The organism is Croceitalea dokdonensis DOKDO 023, assembly GCF_001306415.1.
GTDB lineage: Bacteria > Bacteroidota > Bacteroidia > Flavobacteriales > Flavobacteriaceae > Croceitalea > Croceitalea dokdonensis.
The window spans coordinates 52,870-72,846 of the sequence record NZ_LDJX01000006.1 but is presented as its reverse complement, the minus strand read 5'-3'; the positions used below and the strand labels follow the sequence as shown (position 1 = coordinate 72,846).

21 protein-coding genes are annotated in these 19,977 nt (G+C 43.5%); 14 read left to right on the top strand and 7 right to left on the bottom strand.

Annotation, left to right across the window (positions count from 1 at the left end; genetic code table 11):
• Positions 1 to 8: 8 nt before the first annotated feature.
• Positions 9 to 1,151: a universal stress protein gene (locus I595_RS12975; RefSeq protein ID WP_157449746.1), complete on the bottom strand. Its 1,143-nt coding sequence runs from the start codon at positions 1,149 to 1,151 to the stop codon at positions 9 to 11.
• Positions 1,152 to 1,507: 356 nt separating this feature from the next.
• Here I595_RS12975 and I595_RS12970 point away from each other — a divergent pair, with 356 nt between their 5' ends.
• The 7 genes from I595_RS12970 (at position 1,508) to I595_RS12940 (ending at position 9,041) form a co-directional block, all read left to right on the top strand.
• Positions 1,508 to 2,305 carry a universal stress protein gene (locus I595_RS12970; RefSeq protein WP_054559870.1) on the top strand — a complete coding sequence of 266 codons (798 nt, stop codon included), beginning with the start codon at positions 1,508 to 1,510 and terminating at the stop codon, positions 2,303 to 2,305.
• On the top strand, positions 2,306 to 2,959 hold the full coding sequence (locus I595_RS12965) for a succinate dehydrogenase cytochrome b subunit (RefSeq protein WP_054559869.1): 654 nt from the start codon (positions 2,306 to 2,308) through the stop codon (positions 2,957 to 2,959).
• Positions 2,960 to 2,966: 7 nt separating this feature from the next.
• Complete coding sequence (locus I595_RS12960; RefSeq protein WP_054560076.1) at positions 2,967 to 4,877, top strand: fumarate reductase/succinate dehydrogenase flavoprotein subunit; 1,911 nt, start codon at positions 2,967 to 2,969, stop codon at positions 4,875 to 4,877.
• Between the two features lie 24 nt (positions 4,878 to 4,901).
• Entirely contained in the window at positions 4,902 to 5,648 is a 747-nt protein-coding gene (locus tag I595_RS12955; protein WP_054559868.1) for a succinate dehydrogenase/fumarate reductase iron-sulfur subunit, read from the top strand.
• 21 nt (positions 5,649 to 5,669) lie between these two features.
• On the top strand, positions 5,670 to 6,506 hold the full coding sequence (locus tag I595_RS12950) for a universal stress protein (RefSeq protein ID WP_054559867.1): 837 nt from the start codon (positions 5,670 to 5,672) through the stop codon (positions 6,504 to 6,506).
• 269 nt (positions 6,507 to 6,775) lie between these two features.
• Positions 6,776 to 7,723, top strand: a complete 948-nt coding sequence (locus I595_RS12945; protein WP_083467602.1) for a Na/Pi cotransporter family protein — start codon at positions 6,776 to 6,778, stop codon at positions 7,721 to 7,723.
• A gap of 280 nt (positions 7,724 to 8,003) precedes the next feature.
• Positions 8,004 to 9,041 (top strand): helix-turn-helix transcriptional regulator, encoded by a 1,038-nt coding sequence (locus I595_RS12940; RefSeq protein ID WP_054559865.1) that lies wholly within the window; start codon positions 8,004 to 8,006, stop codon positions 9,039 to 9,041.
• A gap of 7 nt (positions 9,042 to 9,048) precedes the next feature.
• Here I595_RS12940 and I595_RS12935 read toward each other — a convergent pair whose 3' ends face one another.
• The gene (locus I595_RS12935; RefSeq protein WP_054559864.1) at positions 9,049 to 9,414 is read right to left on the bottom strand and encodes a DUF7009 family protein; all 366 of its coding nucleotides are present in this window, start codon (positions 9,412 to 9,414) and stop codon (positions 9,049 to 9,051) included.
• Positions 9,415 to 9,680: 266 nt separating this feature from the next.
• Between I595_RS12935 and I595_RS12930 the strand changes: the two genes are divergently transcribed.
• Together I595_RS12930 and I595_RS12925 are read left to right on the top strand one after the other, a co-directional pair.
• Positions 9,681 to 11,474, top strand: a complete 1,794-nt coding sequence (locus I595_RS12930) for a sensor histidine kinase (RefSeq protein ID WP_054559863.1) — start codon at positions 9,681 to 9,683, stop codon at positions 11,472 to 11,474.
• A 6-nt stretch (positions 11,475 to 11,480) separates the two neighbouring features.
• Positions 11,481 to 11,879 (top strand): response regulator, encoded by a 399-nt coding sequence (locus I595_RS12925; RefSeq protein ID WP_054560075.1) that lies wholly within the window; start codon positions 11,481 to 11,483, stop codon positions 11,877 to 11,879.
• Positions 11,880 to 12,110: 231 nt separating this feature from the next.
• Here I595_RS12925 and I595_RS17430 read toward each other — a convergent pair whose 3' ends face one another.
• The 4 genes from I595_RS17430 to I595_RS12910 form a co-directional block, all read right to left on the bottom strand.
• Positions 12,111 to 12,287, bottom strand: a complete 177-nt coding sequence (locus I595_RS17430) for a hypothetical protein (RefSeq protein ID WP_157449745.1) — start codon at positions 12,285 to 12,287, stop codon at positions 12,111 to 12,113.
• A 165-nt stretch (positions 12,288 to 12,452) separates the two neighbouring features.
• Positions 12,453 to 12,683 (bottom strand): CDGSH iron-sulfur domain-containing protein, encoded by a 231-nt coding sequence (locus I595_RS12920; RefSeq protein WP_054559862.1) that lies wholly within the window; start codon positions 12,681 to 12,683, stop codon positions 12,453 to 12,455.
• A gap of 44 nt (positions 12,684 to 12,727) precedes the next feature.
• Positions 12,728 to 13,492 carry a sulfite exporter TauE/SafE family protein gene (locus I595_RS12915; protein ID WP_054559861.1) on the bottom strand — a complete coding sequence of 255 codons (765 nt, stop codon included), beginning with the start codon at positions 13,490 to 13,492 and terminating at the stop codon, positions 12,728 to 12,730.
• Positions 13,486 to 14,325, bottom strand: coding sequence for a cyanophycinase (locus I595_RS12910; protein WP_054559860.1), 840 nt, complete (start codon positions 14,323 to 14,325; stop codon positions 13,486 to 13,488). Before I595_RS12910 ends, I595_RS12915 begins: the two co-directional genes overlap by 7 nt.
• 72 nt (positions 14,326 to 14,397) lie before the next feature.
• On the opposite strand from I595_RS12910, the gene I595_RS12905 reads away from it, so the two are divergent.
• Together I595_RS12905 and I595_RS12900 are read left to right on the top strand one after the other, a co-directional pair.
• Positions 14,398 to 16,209, top strand: a complete 1,812-nt coding sequence (locus tag I595_RS12905) for a sodium:solute symporter family protein (RefSeq protein WP_054559859.1) — start codon at positions 14,398 to 14,400, stop codon at positions 16,207 to 16,209.
• 10 nt (positions 16,210 to 16,219) lie between these two features.
• Positions 16,220 to 17,308 carry an acyltransferase family protein gene (locus tag I595_RS12900; RefSeq protein ID WP_054559858.1) on the top strand — a complete coding sequence of 363 codons (1,089 nt, stop codon included), beginning with the start codon at positions 16,220 to 16,222 and terminating at the stop codon, positions 17,306 to 17,308.
• Between the two features lie 66 nt (positions 17,309 to 17,374).
• Here the strand turns inward: I595_RS12900 and I595_RS12895 are convergent, their stop codons facing one another.
• The gene (locus I595_RS12895) at positions 17,375 to 17,965 is read right to left on the bottom strand and encodes a riboflavin synthase (protein WP_054559857.1); all 591 of its coding nucleotides are present in this window, start codon (positions 17,963 to 17,965) and stop codon (positions 17,375 to 17,377) included.
• 49 nt (positions 17,966 to 18,014) lie between these two features.
• On the opposite strand from I595_RS12895, the gene pdxA reads away from it, so the two are divergent.
• From pdxA to rpmF, 3 genes are all read left to right on the top strand, one after another.
• Positions 18,015 to 19,070 carry a 4-hydroxythreonine-4-phosphate dehydrogenase PdxA gene (gene pdxA / locus I595_RS12890; RefSeq protein ID WP_054559856.1) on the top strand — a complete coding sequence of 352 codons (1,056 nt, stop codon included), beginning with the start codon at positions 18,015 to 18,017 and terminating at the stop codon, positions 19,068 to 19,070.
• A 106-nt stretch (positions 19,071 to 19,176) separates the two neighbouring features.
• A complete protein-coding gene (locus I595_RS12885) occupies positions 19,177 to 19,710 on the top strand; it encodes a YceD family protein (RefSeq protein ID WP_054559855.1) in 534 nt (177 codons plus the stop codon).
• A 6-nt stretch (positions 19,711 to 19,716) separates the two neighbouring features.
• Positions 19,717 to 19,917: a 50S ribosomal protein L32 gene (rpmF, locus tag I595_RS12880; RefSeq protein WP_054559854.1), complete on the top strand. Its 201-nt coding sequence runs from the start codon at positions 19,717 to 19,719 to the stop codon at positions 19,915 to 19,917.
• Positions 19,918 to 19,977: the final 60 nt, after the last annotated feature.

The window sequence follows — 19,977 nt, the reverse complement described above, 5'->3', positions numbered from 1 at the left end:
GCTATTTGTTAGCTACCGCGCAATTTTCTTACTTCTTCCTCTATTTTTTGGTACCAGATTTTATCCATGATATCCTTGGCATTCTTTTGGCACATCCGTGCCATTTCAGGTTGTTGGAGTTTGTCATATACCTTGGCCAAGGTTTTATGTGCAGGTACGTGCATATCGTTGAGGGCAAGGCAGGCTTTTAAATGATCTTTGGCCTCTTCGTAGAAGCCATCGTTCATTAATTGGACGGCCGTTTTGTGCAGTTGTTCCATATCATTGATATGGTTTTTAAATTGTAATGAAATCATATCTTCTGACTTTAGGGTAAGAAATGAACAGGGCACTTCGCGCACCACCTTTTCCGTGACACTGCCCATGAGCATGCGGTTAAGGCCCGTTCTGCCAGCTGTGCCCATAATGAGCAGGTCGATCATTTTTTTGGAAATCGTACTCAGGATTTCCTCGGAGGGGTTGCCCTTGGGCATTTCTTTGGTCCAATTCAAATCGCTTAAATTGAACTCTTTCAAAAAATCTTCGAATTTTTGCCGTTCCTCCCTGAATTTTTCTTCATTGGCTACTTCCAATAGGTTGTCCGTAGAAAACCATGTGGATTTTGATAGTTCACAAACATTGAGAATCGTCAGCTCAGATTTAAAACGTCTTGCCATGGTAATGGCATTCTTCAATGCCCGCTGTGATGCTTCTGAAAAATCTATGGGACATAAAATATGGTGTACGTTGAGCAAAACCCCTTCCTTGATTACAAAGACGGGCTTTTCACTTTTTTGTATGATGCGTTCGGTGGTGGTTCCCAATCTAAAGGTGTCGTTTTTATGGGTTTCCCCTGATCCGGTCAAAATCACATTGGCATTTGTGGTTACGGCCATTTTTGGAATCTGTTCATGGGCAGTGCCACGTTCCAATACAGGTTCGTGTGCCATCACCCCCTCTTTTTCAATGTGCGCGGCTGTTTGTTTCAGTTTGGTCAAGGCTGTTTCGCCGAGCAGGGTGTTTACCTTTTCATTCGTGACATCATCAGGCAATACATATATGGGAATAATTTCTGACTCAAATATCCTGGCAAGTTCTATGGCACTCTGCACCAAGTTTTGGGAAGATTTTCCAAAATCAACTGCCAAAAGAATTTTTTCTAAAAGTTTCATGTACTGCTGTTTTTGGTAGATTTTTATTTTGTTCGGAAACCCAACTAAAGGTCTAAACACCCATATAACAAGAATTTAAACACTCAATATGCTTGTACTCTATAAATTTATTGATCAATTCTTAAGAGAAACTTAAGTTAAGGAGGTTGGCCTATTTTTAGGAAAACCACGACGCTCTGGAGATAATTGCCATCAACCTTCCTTTAAGCGAAAGAGGGACTATAAGCAGTTTTTGGTCTTTTACCGCTTACTAAAGTTTTGCTAAAGAATCTGTTTCTATTTTCAAATCGTTATACCATCATCGATTCTTAAAAAACAACCTAGAACAATCATTGTTCGAGCCAAATTAAAAGAAAATGGATAAAGTTCTTGTTCCCGTAGATTTCTCAGATACTTCGGCCAATGCGTTACGGTACGCTGCCCAGCTTTTTGCAGGTTCTCCCATGGAGATTACACTTCTTCACACCTATGGAGTGCAATCTTCTGGCGCCCTTCTCATGAAAAATATTGATGGTGTTTTGCTTAAGGACGCCAAAGAAAAAATGAACAACCTCTTAAAAGCGAGCAAGGAGGATTTTCCCGATGTGGTATTACATACAAAACTCGTTAAAGGGTCCGCCGTTGCCACCATTGTAAGCCTTGCCAAGGAAGGAGGATTTAATTTCATCGTAATGGGCACCAAAGGGGCGAGTGGACTAAAAGAAGTCTTTATGGGCAGTGTGGCCGGAGGCGTAGTCTCAAAATCTTCAACCCCTATTATCGTAGTTCCTGGGAACCATCATTTTCGCAAACTTGACCAAATTGTATACGCAGTGGGCGACAAACTCCTTTCAGACCCCAAAATAGTGGCACCCCTGCGCAAGATTGCCACTTTGCACAAGAGCAAAATAAAGGTGCTGCACGTAGCACAAGGGAAAGCCAAGAAGATAGAAACCTCCCTTATTGGTATAGAGGATCTAAACCCGTCGGTAGAGTATACCTTTGGTTCTGGAAATATCCACAAAGATTTGAACGATTATCTGATGAAGGATTATTCTGGGTTGCTTTGTATGGTTCGCGAGAAAAAAGGGATGTTGGAGCGCCTATTGGATGGCAGTGTTACCCTAAAACAGACTTTTGACAGCCTTGTGCCTTTACTCATACTCCATGATTAGATGTTTCTCAGAAAATCCATTATTGCACTAACGGGACTCTTCCTCTGCATCTTTTTGATCGTGCACCTTTCGGCGAATATCATTTTATTGCTGCCCCAAGAGACTGCTCGGGGATTGTACAATGCTTACGCAACAACCCTTAGGGAAAGTTTTTTGATCAAGATCGTGGCCTATGTTTTGTACCTCTCCATCATCCTACATGTTATTTACGCTATACAGATAACCTTCAAAAACCGAAGGGCAAAACCAAAAAAATACCTAGAGAACAAGCTTAGGCAAAACAGTAGTTGGGCTTCACAAAATATGGGCTTGTTAGGGGTTGCCATCTTGCTGTTCCTTGTAGTTCATTTGGCCAATTTTTGGGCCCGTATTAAATTGGGCCTAGGTGAAGGGGTGCGCCTGGATGACAACGGCCATGTAGATGTCTATGAGGTGACCTACAGCCTTTTTCAAAATAGCTACTATGTTTTTTTCTATACCGTTTTGATGGTTCCGTTGGGATTGCATCTTCACCACGGATTTAAAAGTGCTTTTATGACCCTGGGCTTTTACCATAAAAAAGGGTTAAACATCCTCGCCAAGATTTCCTTGGCCTATGCGGGCATGATGTCCATTGGTTTTGGCATCATACCCCTAATGGTTTACCTTAAATAATGGAATGATGGTGTTGTACGCAAAAATTCCCAATGGGCCCTTGGAAAACAAATGGCGTAACTATCAAATTACATCGCAATTGATCAATCCTGCCAATAAGAAAAAATTAAATGTTATCGTGGTGGGTTCCGGCTTGGCCGGAGCAGGGGCCGCAGCTACCCTTGCGGAACTGGGCTATGATGTGAAATGTTTTTGCTACCAGGACTCTGCCCGCAGGGCACATTCCGTGGCCGCACAAGGGGGTATCAATGCAGCAAAGAACTATCAGCACGATGGCGACAGTGTATGGAGAATGTTTTATGATACGCTCAAGGGAGGTGATTTCCGTTCACGGGAAGCCAATGTGTATCGCCTTGCGGAACTCTCGGCACCTTTAATAGACCATTACGTGCAGCAGGGCGTGCCCTTTGCCCGTGAGTATGGTGGCGTGCTCGTCAATCGTAGTTTTGGGGGCGTACATGTACAACGCACCTTTTATGCCCGCGGGCAGACCGGACAACAGTTGTTATTGGCCGCATATTCCCAATTGTATAAGATGAAGCGGGCCAAAAAAGTACAGATGTTCCCTCGCCACGAAATGTTGGATTTAGTGGTCATTGAAGGAAAGGCCAAAGGTATTGTCGTTCGCGATTTGACAACAGGCGAATTAAAGCGTTTTGCCGCTGATGCCGTAGTGCTGGCAACTGGCGGCTATTCTAGGGTTTTTCGACTATCCACCTTGGCCATTGGCTGCAACGGCAGTGCTATTTGGAAGGCCCATAAACGGGGTGCCTTTTTTGCCGCACCGAGCTTTACACAGATACACCCCACAGCTTTACCACAGACCAGTGAAGCACAGTCCAAACTCACCTTAATGTCGGAATCCTTGCGTAATGATGGCCGGATTTGGGTGCCCAAAAAGAAAGATGATGACCGAAACGCCAACGCTATTCCCGAAGAGGAACGCGATTATTATTTGGAACGCCGTTACCCCAGTTTTGGCAATCTCGCTCCTCGGGATATCGCTTCTCGGGCAGCAAAGGAACGTATTGATGCCGGTTATGGGGTGGGCCGATTAAAAAATGCCGTGTACCTGGACTTTAAACACGCCATAGAACGTTTCGGTATTGAAATTATAAAGGACCGTTATGGCAATCTATTTAAGATGTACAAAAAGATTACCGGGGTAGATGCCTATGAAGAGCCCATGCAGATTTCCCCGGCTGCCCACTTTTCCATGGGCGGGCTATGGGTAGATTATGAATTGATGACCACCATTCCGGGCTTATATGCCATAGGCGAATGCAACTTTTCCGACCACGGAGCCAATCGCTTGGGGGCCAATTCATTGCTACAAGCCAGTATTGATGGTTATTTTGTACTGCCCAACACCATCAATAACTATCTGGCCAATGCCTTGAAGGAAGACCACCCAACGACGGAACATCCGGAATTTGAAAAAGTGGAAAAGGAAGTGGCAGCACAAATTAACAAGCTGCTTTTCATCAAAGGCGATAAAACGGTGGACCATTTTCATAGGGAACTGGGCAAGGTCATGTGGCAAGAATGTACCATGAGTAGAAATAAAGAAGGATTGGAGAAAGCCATCTCGCAAATACAGAAAATCAAGGATGCTTTTTGGAAGGAAGTAAACGTAACTGGTGGACACCATGAAATGAACACTGAACTGGAAAAAGCCCTGCGCTTGGCCGATTTCATCGAATTAGGGCTGTTAATGTGCACCGATGCCCTAGAGCGTGAGGAGTCCTGTGGGGCACATTTTAGGGAGGAACACCAGACTAGCGACGGCGAAGCCCTTCGCCATGATGAGAAGTATTCCTATGTGTCCGCATGGGAATATCACAACGGTAATTTCAAACTTCACAAAGAAACCCTGGAGTTTGCAAATGTGCAACCCACGGTGCGCAGTTATAAATAGAATAGTAAAAGTTAAGATGATATTATGAAGGTCACTTTCAAAATATGGAGACAAGAAAATGCCAAGAGCAACGGAGGTTTTCAATCTTATGAGGTGGACGGACTTACGGATGACATGTCCTTTTTGGAGGCTTTAGATCATCTTAACGAAATTCTGGTAGGTCAAAACCAAAAGACCATCGCCTATGAGTACGATTGTAGGGAGGGTATCTGCGGCCAGTGTGGGGTATTCATTAATGGACGGGCCCATGGCCCCCTTGATAACATAACCACTTGTCAGTTGCACATGCGCAGTTTTACGGATGGGCAAACCATTGTGGTAGAGCCCTGGCGCGCCAAAGCCTTTCCGGTCATCAAGGATTTGGTGGTAGACCGTTCTGCCTTGGACAACATCATGGAACAGGGGGGCTATATCTCCGCAAAAACGGGAACGGCTCCCGAGGCAAATGCCATTTTGGTGGGGAAGGACGTAGCGGACAAGGCCATGGATGCCGCCGCTTGTATTGGTTGCGGGGCTTGTGTGGCCAGCTGTAAGAATGCATCGGCAGCATTGTTTACCGCAGCCAAGATCAATCATATGAACAGCCTTCCCCAAGGAAAACAGGAGGCCCATAGACGGGTTTTGGAAATGAGCCGCCAAATGGAGTTGGAGGGATTTGGAAGCTGTACGTTCACCGGTGCCTGTGAAGTGGAATGTCCAGAAGGCATCTCCATCACCAATATTGCCGAAATGAACGCCCGTAGGGCGATGGCCAAATGGCACAATTTGTAAGATATTTTAAATTAACTTAAGATGAAAGCAAGACAAAAAACCATAATTTATCCTACAGACTTCTCCGTTTGTGCGGAGAATGCCCTTGATTATGCCGTGGCAATGGCCAAGGCTTTGCAGTGTAGCATAAGAACGGTACACTTTCTAGATACAGAGGAAACCATACAATATGACGAAAACCCCATTAGGGTGATGCAGGAATTGGAACGCCTGGAGCTAAAAACCGAGCAAAGGTTAAGGTCACGAAAAAAAGAAATTCTTGACCGTGATGTTTCTTGTGTTTATGACATCCTAAAAGCGGATAGGTTTTCTTGGCTTACCAATTATGTTGGTGAACAAAAACCCAGTATGGTGGTTATGGGTACACAGGGGGCCAATGCTACCGAAAATAAGATTCTAGGCAGCGAAACCTACAAAGTAATCAAGAATTGTAGGTATCCGACACTTGCCATACCTGAGATGGCCGTATATAAGACCATTAAGAAAATCATCTTCGCGGCGGATTATAAAGCAGATGATGTCAAAAATCTTGAATTTGTGGTAGAAATGGCAAAACACTTTAAAGCTTTTATTGAAGTGGTGCATATTGCGGATAACGACTTTGACAAAGCTGTTTACGAAACTAAAATGAACCGTTTAAAGGAAGGAATCTTTAAAAGCACGGGGTATAAAAACATCGACTTTACATTTTTACAAGCCTCTGATGTTGCCGAGCGTCTGGAGGTGTTGTTGAAAGAGTCCGAGGCCGACCTATTGGCCATGGTAGCTCGTAAACTTGGGTTCTTTGAGCGGCTTTTTGGCAAGAGCCTCACAAAAAGGATGGTATACCACACCAACACCCCGATGCTGGTTTTTTGATAGGTGAAGAATCAATATAAACCCATTAGGCTTGCAGCTTGGATAAATAAATACCTCAAGGACCAAGGGGACAGCAAAACATAAAGATTGGAATTGTTTTTAGGAAAGATTGGTTATTATCTTATTTGTAATCATTGCAAAATCAATAATGGTCGTGATGATGAAAACAAAAAATTAACCATTTGCTAGCGTTTTCTTAGTAGGGCTTGGATTCCTGCTGAACTAATTTTATGGCAGGTGCAGTTCACCTTTGAAAACAAGCTTTTTTAATGATAGAAATACTCCCTATTTTATTGGGCGGTCTTTTGCTCTTCATTTATGCGATATCCCGACTCTCAAAGACGATGGAGGATATTTCAACTGAAAAGGCCAAACGGATGATAGCCAAATACACTGGAAACCTTATTCTATCGATTTTTGTAGGTATGGCACTCACAATTCTTTTGGGCTCCTCATCCGCAGTAATCATCCTTGCCATAGTTTTTATCAATGCAGGTACAATGCGCTTTAGACAGGCAATTGGTATTATCATGGGGGCCAATATCGGCACTACCTTTTCCAGCCAATTGATTGCTTTGGATGTAGGGAAATACGCGGTAATTCCGCTGATTATAGGATTGTGTATCGATTTTTTTGCCAAAAGGGAAACCATCAAAAAATATGGGAATGCGCTGTTCTATTTTGGAATGCTATTTTTTGGACTCTTTATCATGGAACAATCAGTGTTGCCTCTACGAGATAGTGCTTTATTTGAAAAGTGGATTACCAGAATTGACCAAAATCTGATTCAGGGTACACTTATAGGCGGACTCATTACCCTTATTGTGCAGTCTTCAAGTGCTACCGTAGGTATGGCTATCGTATTGGGCAAGCAAAACCTCATCTCGTTGGCAGGGGGTTTGGCCATTATGCTGGGATCCGAATTGGGCACCTGTTCCGATACGTTGATAGCCACCATAAAGGGCACTAGACAATCTTTAAAGGCTGGACTTTTTCATCTTTTATTCAATTTTATAACCATCGTAACGGGCTTGTTGGTCTTTGATTATTTCCTTCAATTCGTCTTGTTGGTATCCCAAGGGCAACCCCTTAACAATCAAATCGCCAATGCCCATATGATTTTTAATTTGGTTGGTGTGCTTGCCTTTCTTCCATTTGTAAATCTGACAGAAAAATTACTTGATTATTTGTTGCCCGAAAAACTAACAAAAGCTTAATGCTTTTAAAAATGATAAAGCATTTTACAAGGAAAGTTTGAAAAAATGATAGGGTAAAACTATCCATACGCATTTATTACCCATGATAATCCGTTGGCACTGCGCTTTAGTTTTGGTTGAGGTTCCTTTTGGCGAGCCCCACCGACTCCGGTGTTCGGCGGGGCACTACATGAAGCCCGGCAAGTGGCTCCTTTATGATTCCATACAAAGATGGCCCCATGCCTGCGCAATCTTTTTGCGCAGTTAAAAGAAATCATTATTTTCAGAAAAAATAGATGCGATGGCCCTGAACAAAAATGCCTTGATCCGGTACAAGACCATAGATAAATGCTTACAGAACCACAATAGAAGATGGACATTGCAAGACCTCATTGCAGCCTGCTCCGATGCGCTCTATGAGTATGAGGGAAGGGATGTGAACGTGAGCAAAAGAACGGTACAACTAGATATACAAATGATGCGCAGTGATAAATTGGGGTACAATGCCCCCATAGAGGTATATGAAAAAAAGTATTACCGGTATGCCCATCAAGATTATTCCATGACAGATATCCCCCTGAATGAAAATGATATGAACGTACTTATGGAAACCGTGGAAATGTTGAAGCAGTTTAAGGATTTTTCGCTCTTTACGGAATTAGGAGGCATCATCCAACGCTTAGAGGACAAGGTGTATGCAGAAAAGACCCAGGGCAGCTCCATCATCCACTTGGATAAAAATGAAAACCTAAAGGGCCTGCACTGGTTGGATGACCTTTACAGGGCGATACAGAAAAATGTGGTCTTGGACATTACCTACCAATCCTTTAAGGCGAGCAAGCCCAATGTGGTAAAATACCACCCATACCTGCTCAAGGAATTTAATAACCGTTGGTTTTTAATAGGTAGGAACCATAAGAACAAAATCATTCTTAACCTGGCCCTAGATCGCATATTTGCGGTGGAGTATGATTTTAGGACCACCTATGAAGAAACGGATTTTGACCCGGACACTTTTTACAAGGATGTGGTTGGGGTCACCGTAAACCGCCAAAGGGCAACTGTGGTAAAGCTTTGGGTAGATGGGGCCAATGCCCCTTATGTTTTGACCAAGCCCTTGCACCACTCCCAAAGGCTCATTAAACAGATGGAAGATGGCAGTGCAGAGTTTACCTTATTGGTGAAGTTAAATTATGAGTTGGAGCGGCTGCTATTGGGTTTTGGCGAATCTATCGAGGTTTTACAACCAAAACGGCTACGTAAGCGGTTGTATATTAAGCTTAAAAGGGCATTGACAAAATATGAAAAGGGGATGCCGCCCAGAGAAACGGTGTTCTAGTCCCTCTTCAGCCCAGTTTTGGATTGGGATAATGATCAGACTGGTCTTCCGTGGTAGCGTCCATACAGGTAAAGTCTTTTTCAATCAAGAGGGAAAGGGTATTGGGCCCCTCCGCCGAAAAGTGGTTGCTGTAACCCACTTTAGTGTTGGTGGCCCACTCTTTTTGTAGGTGTTCTGGGACGTAAATGGTAATGCGATCAAGGGCAAAGTCTGCCTGTAATTCTGCAATGTCCGCCTTGCCCTGTAAGGCATAGTAAAACGTGCTGGACGCAAAAGAGGTGGAGGATTCAATGTGGCCCGTTTCCGAAAATTTGGCCACTTCACTCTTAGTCAATCTAAAGCGTACGGAATTGTCTTTTATCCTAATTTTCATCGGGTTGGTATTTTAGATGAAGATATTAATTTATGGCCAATTGAAAGCGCGTTATCATATAGTGCTTTGTTGCTGTTCCTAGGTTGTGGACCAAATTGGCCTCTAGGGTTGTCTAAGGGCCAATACGCTGCATTGATGGTTGGTGCAGTACGTAGGTTAAAAACGGAAAAACTACAGTTTAACCCAAATTGGTGACAGGACGACAATAAATTTCTACAATTCAAAAATAATAAGAAAATTCCTACGTTATTTTTAAAACTGATACATTGAAAGCATATCAAGAAAACACCTTGGAAGGAATTGCATTTCCTGTAATTACAGTAAACCAAACGGGAGATGTATGCGCAATTTCTCCCTCTGTATCTCCTTTTTTTAAGCGGAACAGTAAACAAAGACCAACCTCGATAAATGACCTTTTGCCCAATTATATGGCAGCTTTTGGAGGAAAACTTAAGGCTAAGGACCCATTGGAGACCACGTTGCCCCTTTTTTGTGATACGGGCAGGAAACGCTGGATCAAGGCCAGTGCCCACCCCCTGAATGATGGGAACGGCCATATTCAAATTCTCTTTGAGGATGTGACCCAAACCAAGACGCGGTACGATCTGGCCTTGCAGGCCAAGACAATTGCAAAGGTAGGCAGTTGGACGGTAGATCTCACTACCAATACCTTGGTATGGTCCAGCATGACCAAGCGCATACACGAGGTTGCCCAAGATTTTGTGCCCAATCTGGAAAAAGGGATTAATTTTTATAAAGAGGGCACAAGCAGGGAACGCATTATAGCGGCGGTATCAGACTGTATAGCCACGGGAAAATCCTTTGATTTGGAGCTGATCATTATCACGGCAAAAGGTAATGAAAAGTGGGTGCGATCCATTGGTCATGCAGAACAAATCAACGGTAAGACCATAGCTTTTTCAGGGGTTTTTCAAGATATCGATGAGGCAAAAAGGGAACGTTTAAAGTACGAGGCACTCAGTGAACGCTTAAAAATTGGCATTGACAGCGCCAATGTGGGGGTTTGGGATTTTGATTTGATTAACAATGAGCTGTTTTGGGATGATAAAATGTATCAATTGTACGGTGTGGACAAGGAAGATTTTGATGCTGTCTACGATGCTTGGGAGCGCACCATACACCCCCATGATAAGGAAAGGGCCGCCAAAGAGGTGACCATGGCCATAAACGGTGAGAAGGACTTTAATACAGAGTTCCGTATCTTAAAAAAAGATGGTTCCATGGCTATTATCCATGCGGAAGCCAAGGTGTTTAGGGACGAAAACGGAAAACCATACCGGTTGATCGGTGCAAATACCGATGTGACCAATATAAAACAAACAGACAACAGGCTTCGCAGATTACTGAATGTCACCGAAAAACAGAACCAAAGGCTGTTGCAATTTACCAATATCGTCTCCCACAATCTAAGATCAAATTCCAGCAATATTTCCATGTTGGCCGGTATGTTGGATACAGACCTGTCCGCTGGGCAGCAAACGGAGTTTATTGATATGATCAAGACCTCCGCAGAACGCTTGGATGAAACCATTGTGCAACTAAACGAAATTGTAAAGATTCAGGCAACGGATACCAGTGAAATGGCGCCCGTAGGCATAAAAACAACTGTGGAAAAGGTTTTGCAAAGTGTAAATGCGCTGCTGCTCCAGGCAGACGCCAAGGTAAACCTAGACGTGGATGAGAACCTTACGGTTTTGGGCATTAAGCCCTATATTCAAAGTGTTTTCATGAATTTGGTGACCAATAGTATCAAATATAAAAGGCCGGATGTCCCCGTTGAAATTTCTATTTCTGCCAAAGTAGCAAAGGGAAAGACCATGGTTAAGTTCAAGGACAACGGCCTTGGTATTGATCTTAAAAAACACGGCTCCAAGCTATTTGGAATGTATAAGACCTTTCACAACAACAAAGACGCCAAAGGGGTAGGGCTATTTATCACCAAAAACCATATGGAAGCCATGGAGGGGAGTATAGCGCTGGAGAGTTCGGTAAATGAAGGAACTCTTTTCCACCTACAATTTATAAACCAAGCCAATTAAATGACAATGGGCAGCAAACAGATTTTTTTAGTGGATGACGATGTTATTTTTAGAACCGCTTCCTCCATACTGCTTAAGCAAAATTTACCGGACTACGGGTCGGTACCCTTTGAAAATGGAGAAGAAGTATGCGATGCCCTCCTCGCCTTAACACAATCCAAAGAAAGCTTGCCAGAGCTTATGTTCCTGGACATTAATATGCCAGTCATGAATGGTTGGGAGGTGCTAGAGGAACTTAAAACGGCCTTGCCCAAGATATGCCAAGACATAAAAATCTACATTTTAACCTCTTCCATTGCCCCTGAGGATATGAACCTTTCCAAAACCTACGACTTTATTAACGGTTATATTACCAAACCACTTACGACAAATGATATTGATAACATCAAGGAAGTTTTGGAATAAACTAACATCCGCACATACAAGTAAGGCACATGATGCCCTAGCCTTTAAAGAAGGCTCAAGGTAGTTTGCACAAAGGATACATCGTTAGTGACCGTGATGTGATTTTTGTGGTTTGTTCGCTATAGTCTGTTGAAGAGATTTTATGATGCTTATTTATAGGCAACTAACGTAAGTATCCCAAAATAGCTCAATGGCCAATGCCTAGATGTAGCAATATCTAAAAGGGTATCCCTACAATTGTGCTAAGCTATGGTCCAAATCAGGAAGGGCATTTAAGACCACCTGTGTAATTTTTTGTTGGATATCTGCCGAATAGGCATCATAAGCTACAACCCCTAAAAGCAAAAGGCTTGCCCCAAAACACAAGATGAGGATACGCGCGTAAAGTAGTGGTGTTGATGGTTTCATAGTTGGTTATTATGTCTTAAAGATACAACAACCCTGTTTAATTAACAAACCATTAACATACACGCGTTTCACTGGCCCTCAGGAAGTACAACGCCCGGACAAACCTATGCCAATGGCACTGTAGTGGATAAGCCCTTCCTGTGGGGGTATTGGTCCTTATGCCGCTTAGGCATTGTGTGAGCCATCACAATAGGGCGGGTTCTTGGTTTGCTTGCAGGTGCAGAGGTAAGCGTCTTTGTCCTCCGTTACCGTAAAACCCATGGATGGTGTAGCGTTTTTAGCTCGATGCGAACCGTCACAAAACGGCTGGTTATTGCTATGGCTGCAGGTACACCAAGCGTAACCTTTGTCCTTTTCCAAATTCACTTTAACAGGGCTGTAGTCTTTAGGTTCCATATCACTGATTTTAGACCTAAAATAGGGAAACAAATAGCTAGAACCTATCTAAATAGAATGGCCAGGGCCCCTATAAACGTAACGATGATAATAAAGCGGCGGTATTGTTTCTGGTTAATACGTTTAACAAGCTGTACCCCCACCCATAAACCTATTCCCATGGCCGGTAGCAACCTAAGGTTTAATAGCAAAGATTCCGTACTTATGGTTTTCCAGACCAAGGCATGGAAGGGAAGTTTAAAAAGGTTGGTCAGTAAAAACAACCATGCCGCGGTACCCACAAATTCGTTTTTTGGCAAACGCATGGCTAGAAAAAACAGGTTGGTGAACGCACCGGCCAAATTCCCCACCATGGTGGAGATACCTGCAAGAACACCAGTACCTCCGGCAAAAGACCAATGGGTAGGCACTGTCTGGGATTTTCGTCTATCCCAATAGACAATAATGGCCAGACTAATGATAATAAGCAATACCATCCCTATTTTAAATTGGTGTTCTGGCATGTCCTTGCCAATGACCACCCCTATGAGTATGCCCATAACCATCCATGGCAAAAGTTTTTGGATGTAGGGCCATTTGGTGTGCCTGTTATAGTACAGGACGGCAAATACATCTCCAAATAATAGCAACGGAATTATAAAGCCCGTCGATTGCTTGGCCCCAAAGGCCAATGCCATTAACGTAACATTAAAGATGGACAGTCCTTTTAATCCCGCTTTGGCAATGCCCATTAAAAAAGCGGCGGTAAAGGCCAAAACCCAGCCTATAGTGCTTGGTTCTGAAAAAGTGGTGGCAAGGGCAACTACCAATTGGCCAAGTTAAAGGAGTTGTTTCCGTTGGCACTCCCGGTAACGGTTTCAATCTGTAATTCCGGGGTAATAAAAAAAGCGTTATCTCCTTCCCCATCTGTCCCAAAGACCCTGGCCAAGCCTGTTTCATCTACGCAGATGGCAGTATACTCATCTGCCGCAATGCCCTTTGCCCCAGTTTGCCCAATAAAATCCTGTAAGCGATCCATACGGTTACGCTCGCTAAAATGCGTATCGGTTAGGGTATTATGGAGATAAGGTACGTCTAAAAAATCGGTTACAATGGCGTCCCCGGTCCAAACATAGTCTCCTAAGATGGCCATGCCCGCACTTGTACCACCAATGACCACATTTCTGTCTATGGCGCTTTGGAGGGCGTCTTCTATCGCGTTATCTTTCCAATAGGCTACATAATTGCCTTGGTCGCCACCGGCAAACCAAATAGCTTCGGCTTGGTTAATTTTATCTATGATGGAGGCGTCTTCGGTAAGGGCGTTAAACACCAAGGTTTCCACGGAATTGATGTTTACACCAAGCTCACTGTAGAAATAGTCATTGTACCCATCGGAGCCGGAGGCACGCATTACGAGCACATCCCCACCTTGTGCACGGTTTAAGAACCAACGCATCGCATTGTCGTTTTCAGTTCTACCGCCCATCATGCAGATGCCCCCCAAAGGACTGGTTGTGATATTTGGGTTTCCGGTATAAAAACTGGTCACTGGAATTTGTATGGTGGGCGGCTCGCCATCTTCTTTTTTTTGGGTGGAGCAACCCGTAAAAAGGCAACTTAGGATAAGGAGTAGCTTGGCGGTACACTTTAGATATAACATAGGACTGTCAACTCTTTTACGACTAAAATAGGTCAAAAAAGTTATCTTTAAAGCATCAACCAAACCCTAACTATGGAACTTAGTACGCTAGATGTTAGCTTTATCATTGTTTTTTTCTCCGTTGTTTTAGGTATTGGGGTTTATGTGTCCAAGAAATCTGGAAAGAACTCCTCTGAGTTTTTCCTTTCTGGCAGGACCATGCCTTGGTGGTTGTTGGGCCTATCCATGGTAGCGACCACATTTTCCACGGATACGCCAAATTTGGTCACGGATATTGTGCGCACCTCCGGTGTTTCTGGCAATTGGGTATGGTGGTGTTTTCTCTTAACTGGAATGTTAACTGTATTTGTTTATGCCAAGCTCTGGCGAAAATCCAATGTAAAAACAGATCTTGAGTTTTATGAACTACGATACGGTGGAAAGCCGGCTAGTTTTCTACGCAAGTTCAGGTCTATATATTTAGGTGCTTTATTTAATATTATTACCATGGCTTCCGTAACCCTTGCCGCCATAAAAATAGGTGGTATCATGTTGGGACTTGAGCCTTGGGAAACAGTTGTTGGGGCAGGGTTGATTACTGTTGTTTTTAGTGCTTTAGGAGGATTTAAAGGGGTGGTGTACACTGATTTTCTGCTGTTTTTTGTTGCTATGGCCGGGGCAATAGGGGCTGCATTTTATCTGGTAAATATTCCCGAAGTAGGGGGTATAGAGGCGTTGATCGCACATGAAAATGTATCGGATAAACTCAATATCCTTCCAGATTTTGACAACACCAATGTGCTTATTACCATGTTTATCATCCCTATTGCAGTGCAATGGTGGAGTTCTTGGTACCCAGGCGCGGAACCTGGTGGGGGCGGATATATTGCCCAACGGATGCTGGCCGCCAAAAATGAGAACCATGCCATAGGGGCCACCTTTTTCTTTACTATTATGCATTATGCGCTTAGGCCTTGGCCCTGGATTCTGGTAGCTTTGGCATCTTTGGTAGTTTATCCGGATGTGGCCAGTATTGCCCAAGCTTTCCCGGATGTGGCAGAGAACAAACTAGGCCAAGACCTTGCATACTCCGCCATGCTTACAAAATTACCAAGCGGGCTTTTGGGGGTAGTTCTGGCCTCTTTGGTCGCTGCTTACATGAGCACCATTTCCACCCAGTTGAATTGGGGTTCTTCCTATATTGTCTTTGACTTTTATAAACAACAGATCAACCCAAATGCCACGGAAAAACAAATGGTTGCGGTGGGAAGAATGGCCACGGTAGGGTTAATGCTATTAAGTGCGCTCTTGGCACTGACCTTGCAGAACGCCTTTGAGGTATTTGATCTTTTGGTAACCTTTGGGGCGGGTACTGGCCTTGTGTTTATCCTGCGCTGGTTTTGGTGGCGCATTAACGCATGGAGCGAAATAACCGCCATGTTCGTTTCTGGAATCATTTCCATTGTCTTGGTAAAAACAAGTTTGGGCCATATCCTTTTTGACCCTATGACCGGAGTGTTTCCAGAGTGGGCCAATTACCCCTTTGTAGTCCTGGTCACCACCACTATATGGGTTACCGTAACCCTGTGCACCAAACCAGAATCAGATCAGACCTTACGGGCGTTTTATAAAAAAATTCAGCCAGGCGGGCCTGGTTGGGCCAAAGTTGTGGACAAGGCTATACTTGCCAAGGTAGATATTTCGCATCCCAAGGAAAAATGGAGTGTTCCCGCCGGGATAACCGCGATGCTTTTAGGGGTGGCCTTGGTTTATGCCTCCATGTTTGCCACGGGATTTTGGATTTACGGTGAAAATACCAACGCCAGTATTGCCGCAGGCATTGCCTTGATTTCAGGGCTCTTATTGATTAAAGTTTGGAACAGCCTGAAAGAAGAAATATTATAAATACAGCGTGATGAAGGATAGAATTTTATCGGTGGATATTTTTAGGGGGGCCACCATTGTCTTAATGATTTTGGTAAATACCCCTGGAACCTGGTCAAATGTTTTTCCTCCTTTGCTCCATGCAGAATGGCACGGCTACACCCCAACAGATTTGGTTTTCCCCTTTTTCCTTTTTATCGTGGGCACTTCAATTGTCTTTGCCTACAGTAACAAAACCATAGATTCCAGCACTTACAAAAAGATAGTCGTCAGGACGCTAAAATTAGTGGGATTGGGATTGTTTCTGGGGGCTTTTACCGTGAGTTTTCCCTTTGTCAAGGATTTTGCGGACATTCGTTTTCCCGGGGTGCTGCAGCGTATAGGTGTGGTATTCTTTTTTGCGGCAGTGCTCTTTCTTAACTTTAGGTGGAAAACCTTGGTGGGCATCACATTAGTATTGCTTGTTGGTTATTGGCTGATGATGACGCTCATTCCCGTTAACGGGATGGAACCTACCTTGGACAGGGCGCCCCATAATCTGGCCAATTGGTTGGATGTTCAAATTTTTGGCACACACAACTATAAAGCGGATTACGACCCAGAAGGATTTCTTAGCACAATCCCCTCCATCGCCAGTTCATTGTTAGGTATTTTTACTGGCTTCATCTTACTGTCAAAACAAGAAAAAAAAGCGACTATTTTATTTGGTCTGGGTGGGGCCATGTTACTGGTTGGCCATTTTTGGGATATGGTTTTTCCGATCAACAAAGCACTATGGACCAGCAGTTTTGTTTTGGTCACCGCAGGTTGGGCAAATATTTTCTTAGCCCTTATCCATTATTTTACGGATGTAAAAAAAATAGCGTTTGGCAGCATTTTTAGGTATGCCGGCGCCAATGCCATTGTGGTGTATTTTTTATCGAGCTTTATCAGCAAGCTTTTTTATTTGATTAAGGTGAACGCAGATAACTCCATCCACTCTTGGCTATTTAATACCATTTACGTGCAGGGGTTTTTGTCTTTGGAACTATCGTCCTTGCTTTATGGGCTCAGTGTTGTTGCCTTTTATTGTTTGTTGGCTTATGTGCTGTACAAAAAGAAGATTTTCATTAAGGTATAATGTTCGCTTTTCAAAATCGCCCTTAACCGTCAAGGTTTTTTTTGTTGTTATCATCCCATCCCAACCCTAAAGCCTTTTTTCCAATAGCCTTGCCACGTACTTTCCAATGACATCGAACTCCAAATTTACCTTGCTCCCAAGGGTATATGAGTTAAAGCGGGTGTTTTCATAGGTATAGGGTATAATGGCCACGGAAAAGGCATTTGGTTTGGAATCCACAACGGTGAGGCTTGTCCCATCTATGGTGATCGATCCTTTTTCAATGGTCACATTGTGTAGGGAGTCATCGTATTCAAACCCAAAAAACCAGCTGCCATCTTTTTCAGAAATACGGGTACAGGTCGCGGTTTGATCCACATGCCCTTGGACAATATGCCCATCCAATCTGGCCCCTAACACCATAGCGCGCTCTAGATTAACCACATCCCCCGTTTTTAGCGTGCCTAAACTTGTTTTGTCCAAAGTTTCTTGGATGGCGGTCACGGTATATACTTGGTCCTTAATCGCCACCACGGTAAGGCAAACCCCATTATGGGCAACGCTTTGGTCTATTTTTAGTTCCGGCGTAATAGCCGACTGTACGCTAATATGAAGGTTTTCACCTTCCTTTTCCAAGGCCACCACCTTGCCCAAGGTCTCTATAATACCTGTAAACATCTCTTTTTTAATTTAGCTAGATTTGCAATGTAAAAGTAGGTATTCAAATATGGATTCTAAACAAGACGCAGGAAAAATACGGTTGGGCATTTCCGTTGGGGATTTAAACGGAATTGGTTGTGAGGTTGCGCTAAAAACCTTTGAGGATAACCGCATGTTGGATTTTTGCACCCCGGTAATTTTTGCATCAAACAAAACCATTTCGCATCAAAAACAAACCTTGGGAATCCAAATATCCTTTAATGGGGTTCCACATGCCGCAAAGGCCATTGATGGAAAAATAAATGTTGTCAATATTTGGAAAGAAACCCCAAAAAGCGAGTTTGGGCAGGCCACGGAAGAAGGTGGAACGTATGCCATTAGATCATTAAGGGCGGCAGTAGGCTCTTTAAAAGCAGGGGATATTGATGTTTTGGTAACAGCGCCCATTAACAAAAACAATATTCAGGCAGCAGATTTTAATTTTCCAGGCCACACGGATTTTTTAGCGCAAGAACTGGAAGGGGAAAGCTTAATGTTCATGGTGAGCAATTCCTTGCGCATTGGTTTATTGACCGATCATATTGCGGTTAAAGATGTGGCAAATGCCATTACCACTAAATTGGTCAAAGACAAAATTATGACTATGATGAATTCCTTAAAGGTAGACTTTGGCTTGCGAAAGCCAAAAATTGCCATGTTGGGCATTAACCCACATAGTGGCGATAACGGAACTATTGGACAAGAGGACGATAAGATTTTAAAACCGGCCATAGCACAACTTTTTGACCAAGGAAATTTGGTGTACGGGCCCTATTCTGCCGATAGCTTTTTTGGTAGCAACACCCATCAGAATTTTGATGCCATATTGGCTGCTTATCATGATCAAGGACTTATACCGTTTAAGACCTTATCTTTTGGACAGGGGGTGAATTATACCGCAGGCCTGAGCAAGGTAAGAACATCACCGGACCATGGAACGGCCTATGAGATTGCAGGGCAGGGAAAGGCAGACCCCAGATCGTTTAAAGAAGCTGTTTTTGCCGCCATACAGATTTATAGAAACCGTGAGGAGCATAAGGAACTCACCAAAAATCCACTCAAAAAACAAAAGCAAAGAAAATAGCCCGCCCTAAAAAGTTGTTTATTTTTTATAAACAATTGGGCTTTTACAAATAAATAGTATCTTTGCACCCGCCTTAAAGGCTGGTACACAAACCTTAAGTGCAAAAATGAAGAAGTTGAAGCAGTTTGTTATTCCTTTTTCAGGATTGAAGATGGGAAAACATGAGTTTGAGTACGATGTAGACAATACGTTCTTTGATGATTTTGGTTATGACGAGTTTAACGAAGCGGACATTCAGGTGCTGGCGGGTTTAAATAAGACAAGCACCATGATGGAGCTAGATTTAACGGCAACAGGAACGGTAAACGTTAATTGTGATGTTACCAATGAGCCTTACCAACAAGAGGTAGACGGGGCTTTGCAATTGGTCATAAAGTTTGGAGCGGAATTTAATGATGATAATGATGAAATCCTGATCCTGCCCCACGGGGAACACCAAGTGAACATAGCGCAATATATCTATGAAATGCTGGTCTTGGCAGTGCCCCAGAAACGGGTGCACCCAGGGGTTGAAGATGGCACTTTGCAATCAGAGGCCTTAGATAAGTTAGAGGAGCTACAACCAAAGGAAACAAGAAGCAACAAAGAAAATACAGATCCCCGGTGGGATGGTTTAAAGAAATTATTAACGGATAAATAAGGAACAATGGCACATCCTAAAAGAAAAATATCAAAAACAAGAAGAGATAAAAGGCGCACGCACTATAAAGCGGTGGCCCCTACCCTTGGCAAAGATTCCACTACTGGAGAAATGCATTTGTACCATAGGGCGCACTGGCATGAGGGCAAATTGTATTACAGAGGCCAAGTACTTGTTGATGCCACTGATGAAGAGACTGCGGCCTAAAGGTCGTAAAATTGTCATAACTACTCCCGTTTCATTTGGAACGGGAGTTTTTTTATGCCA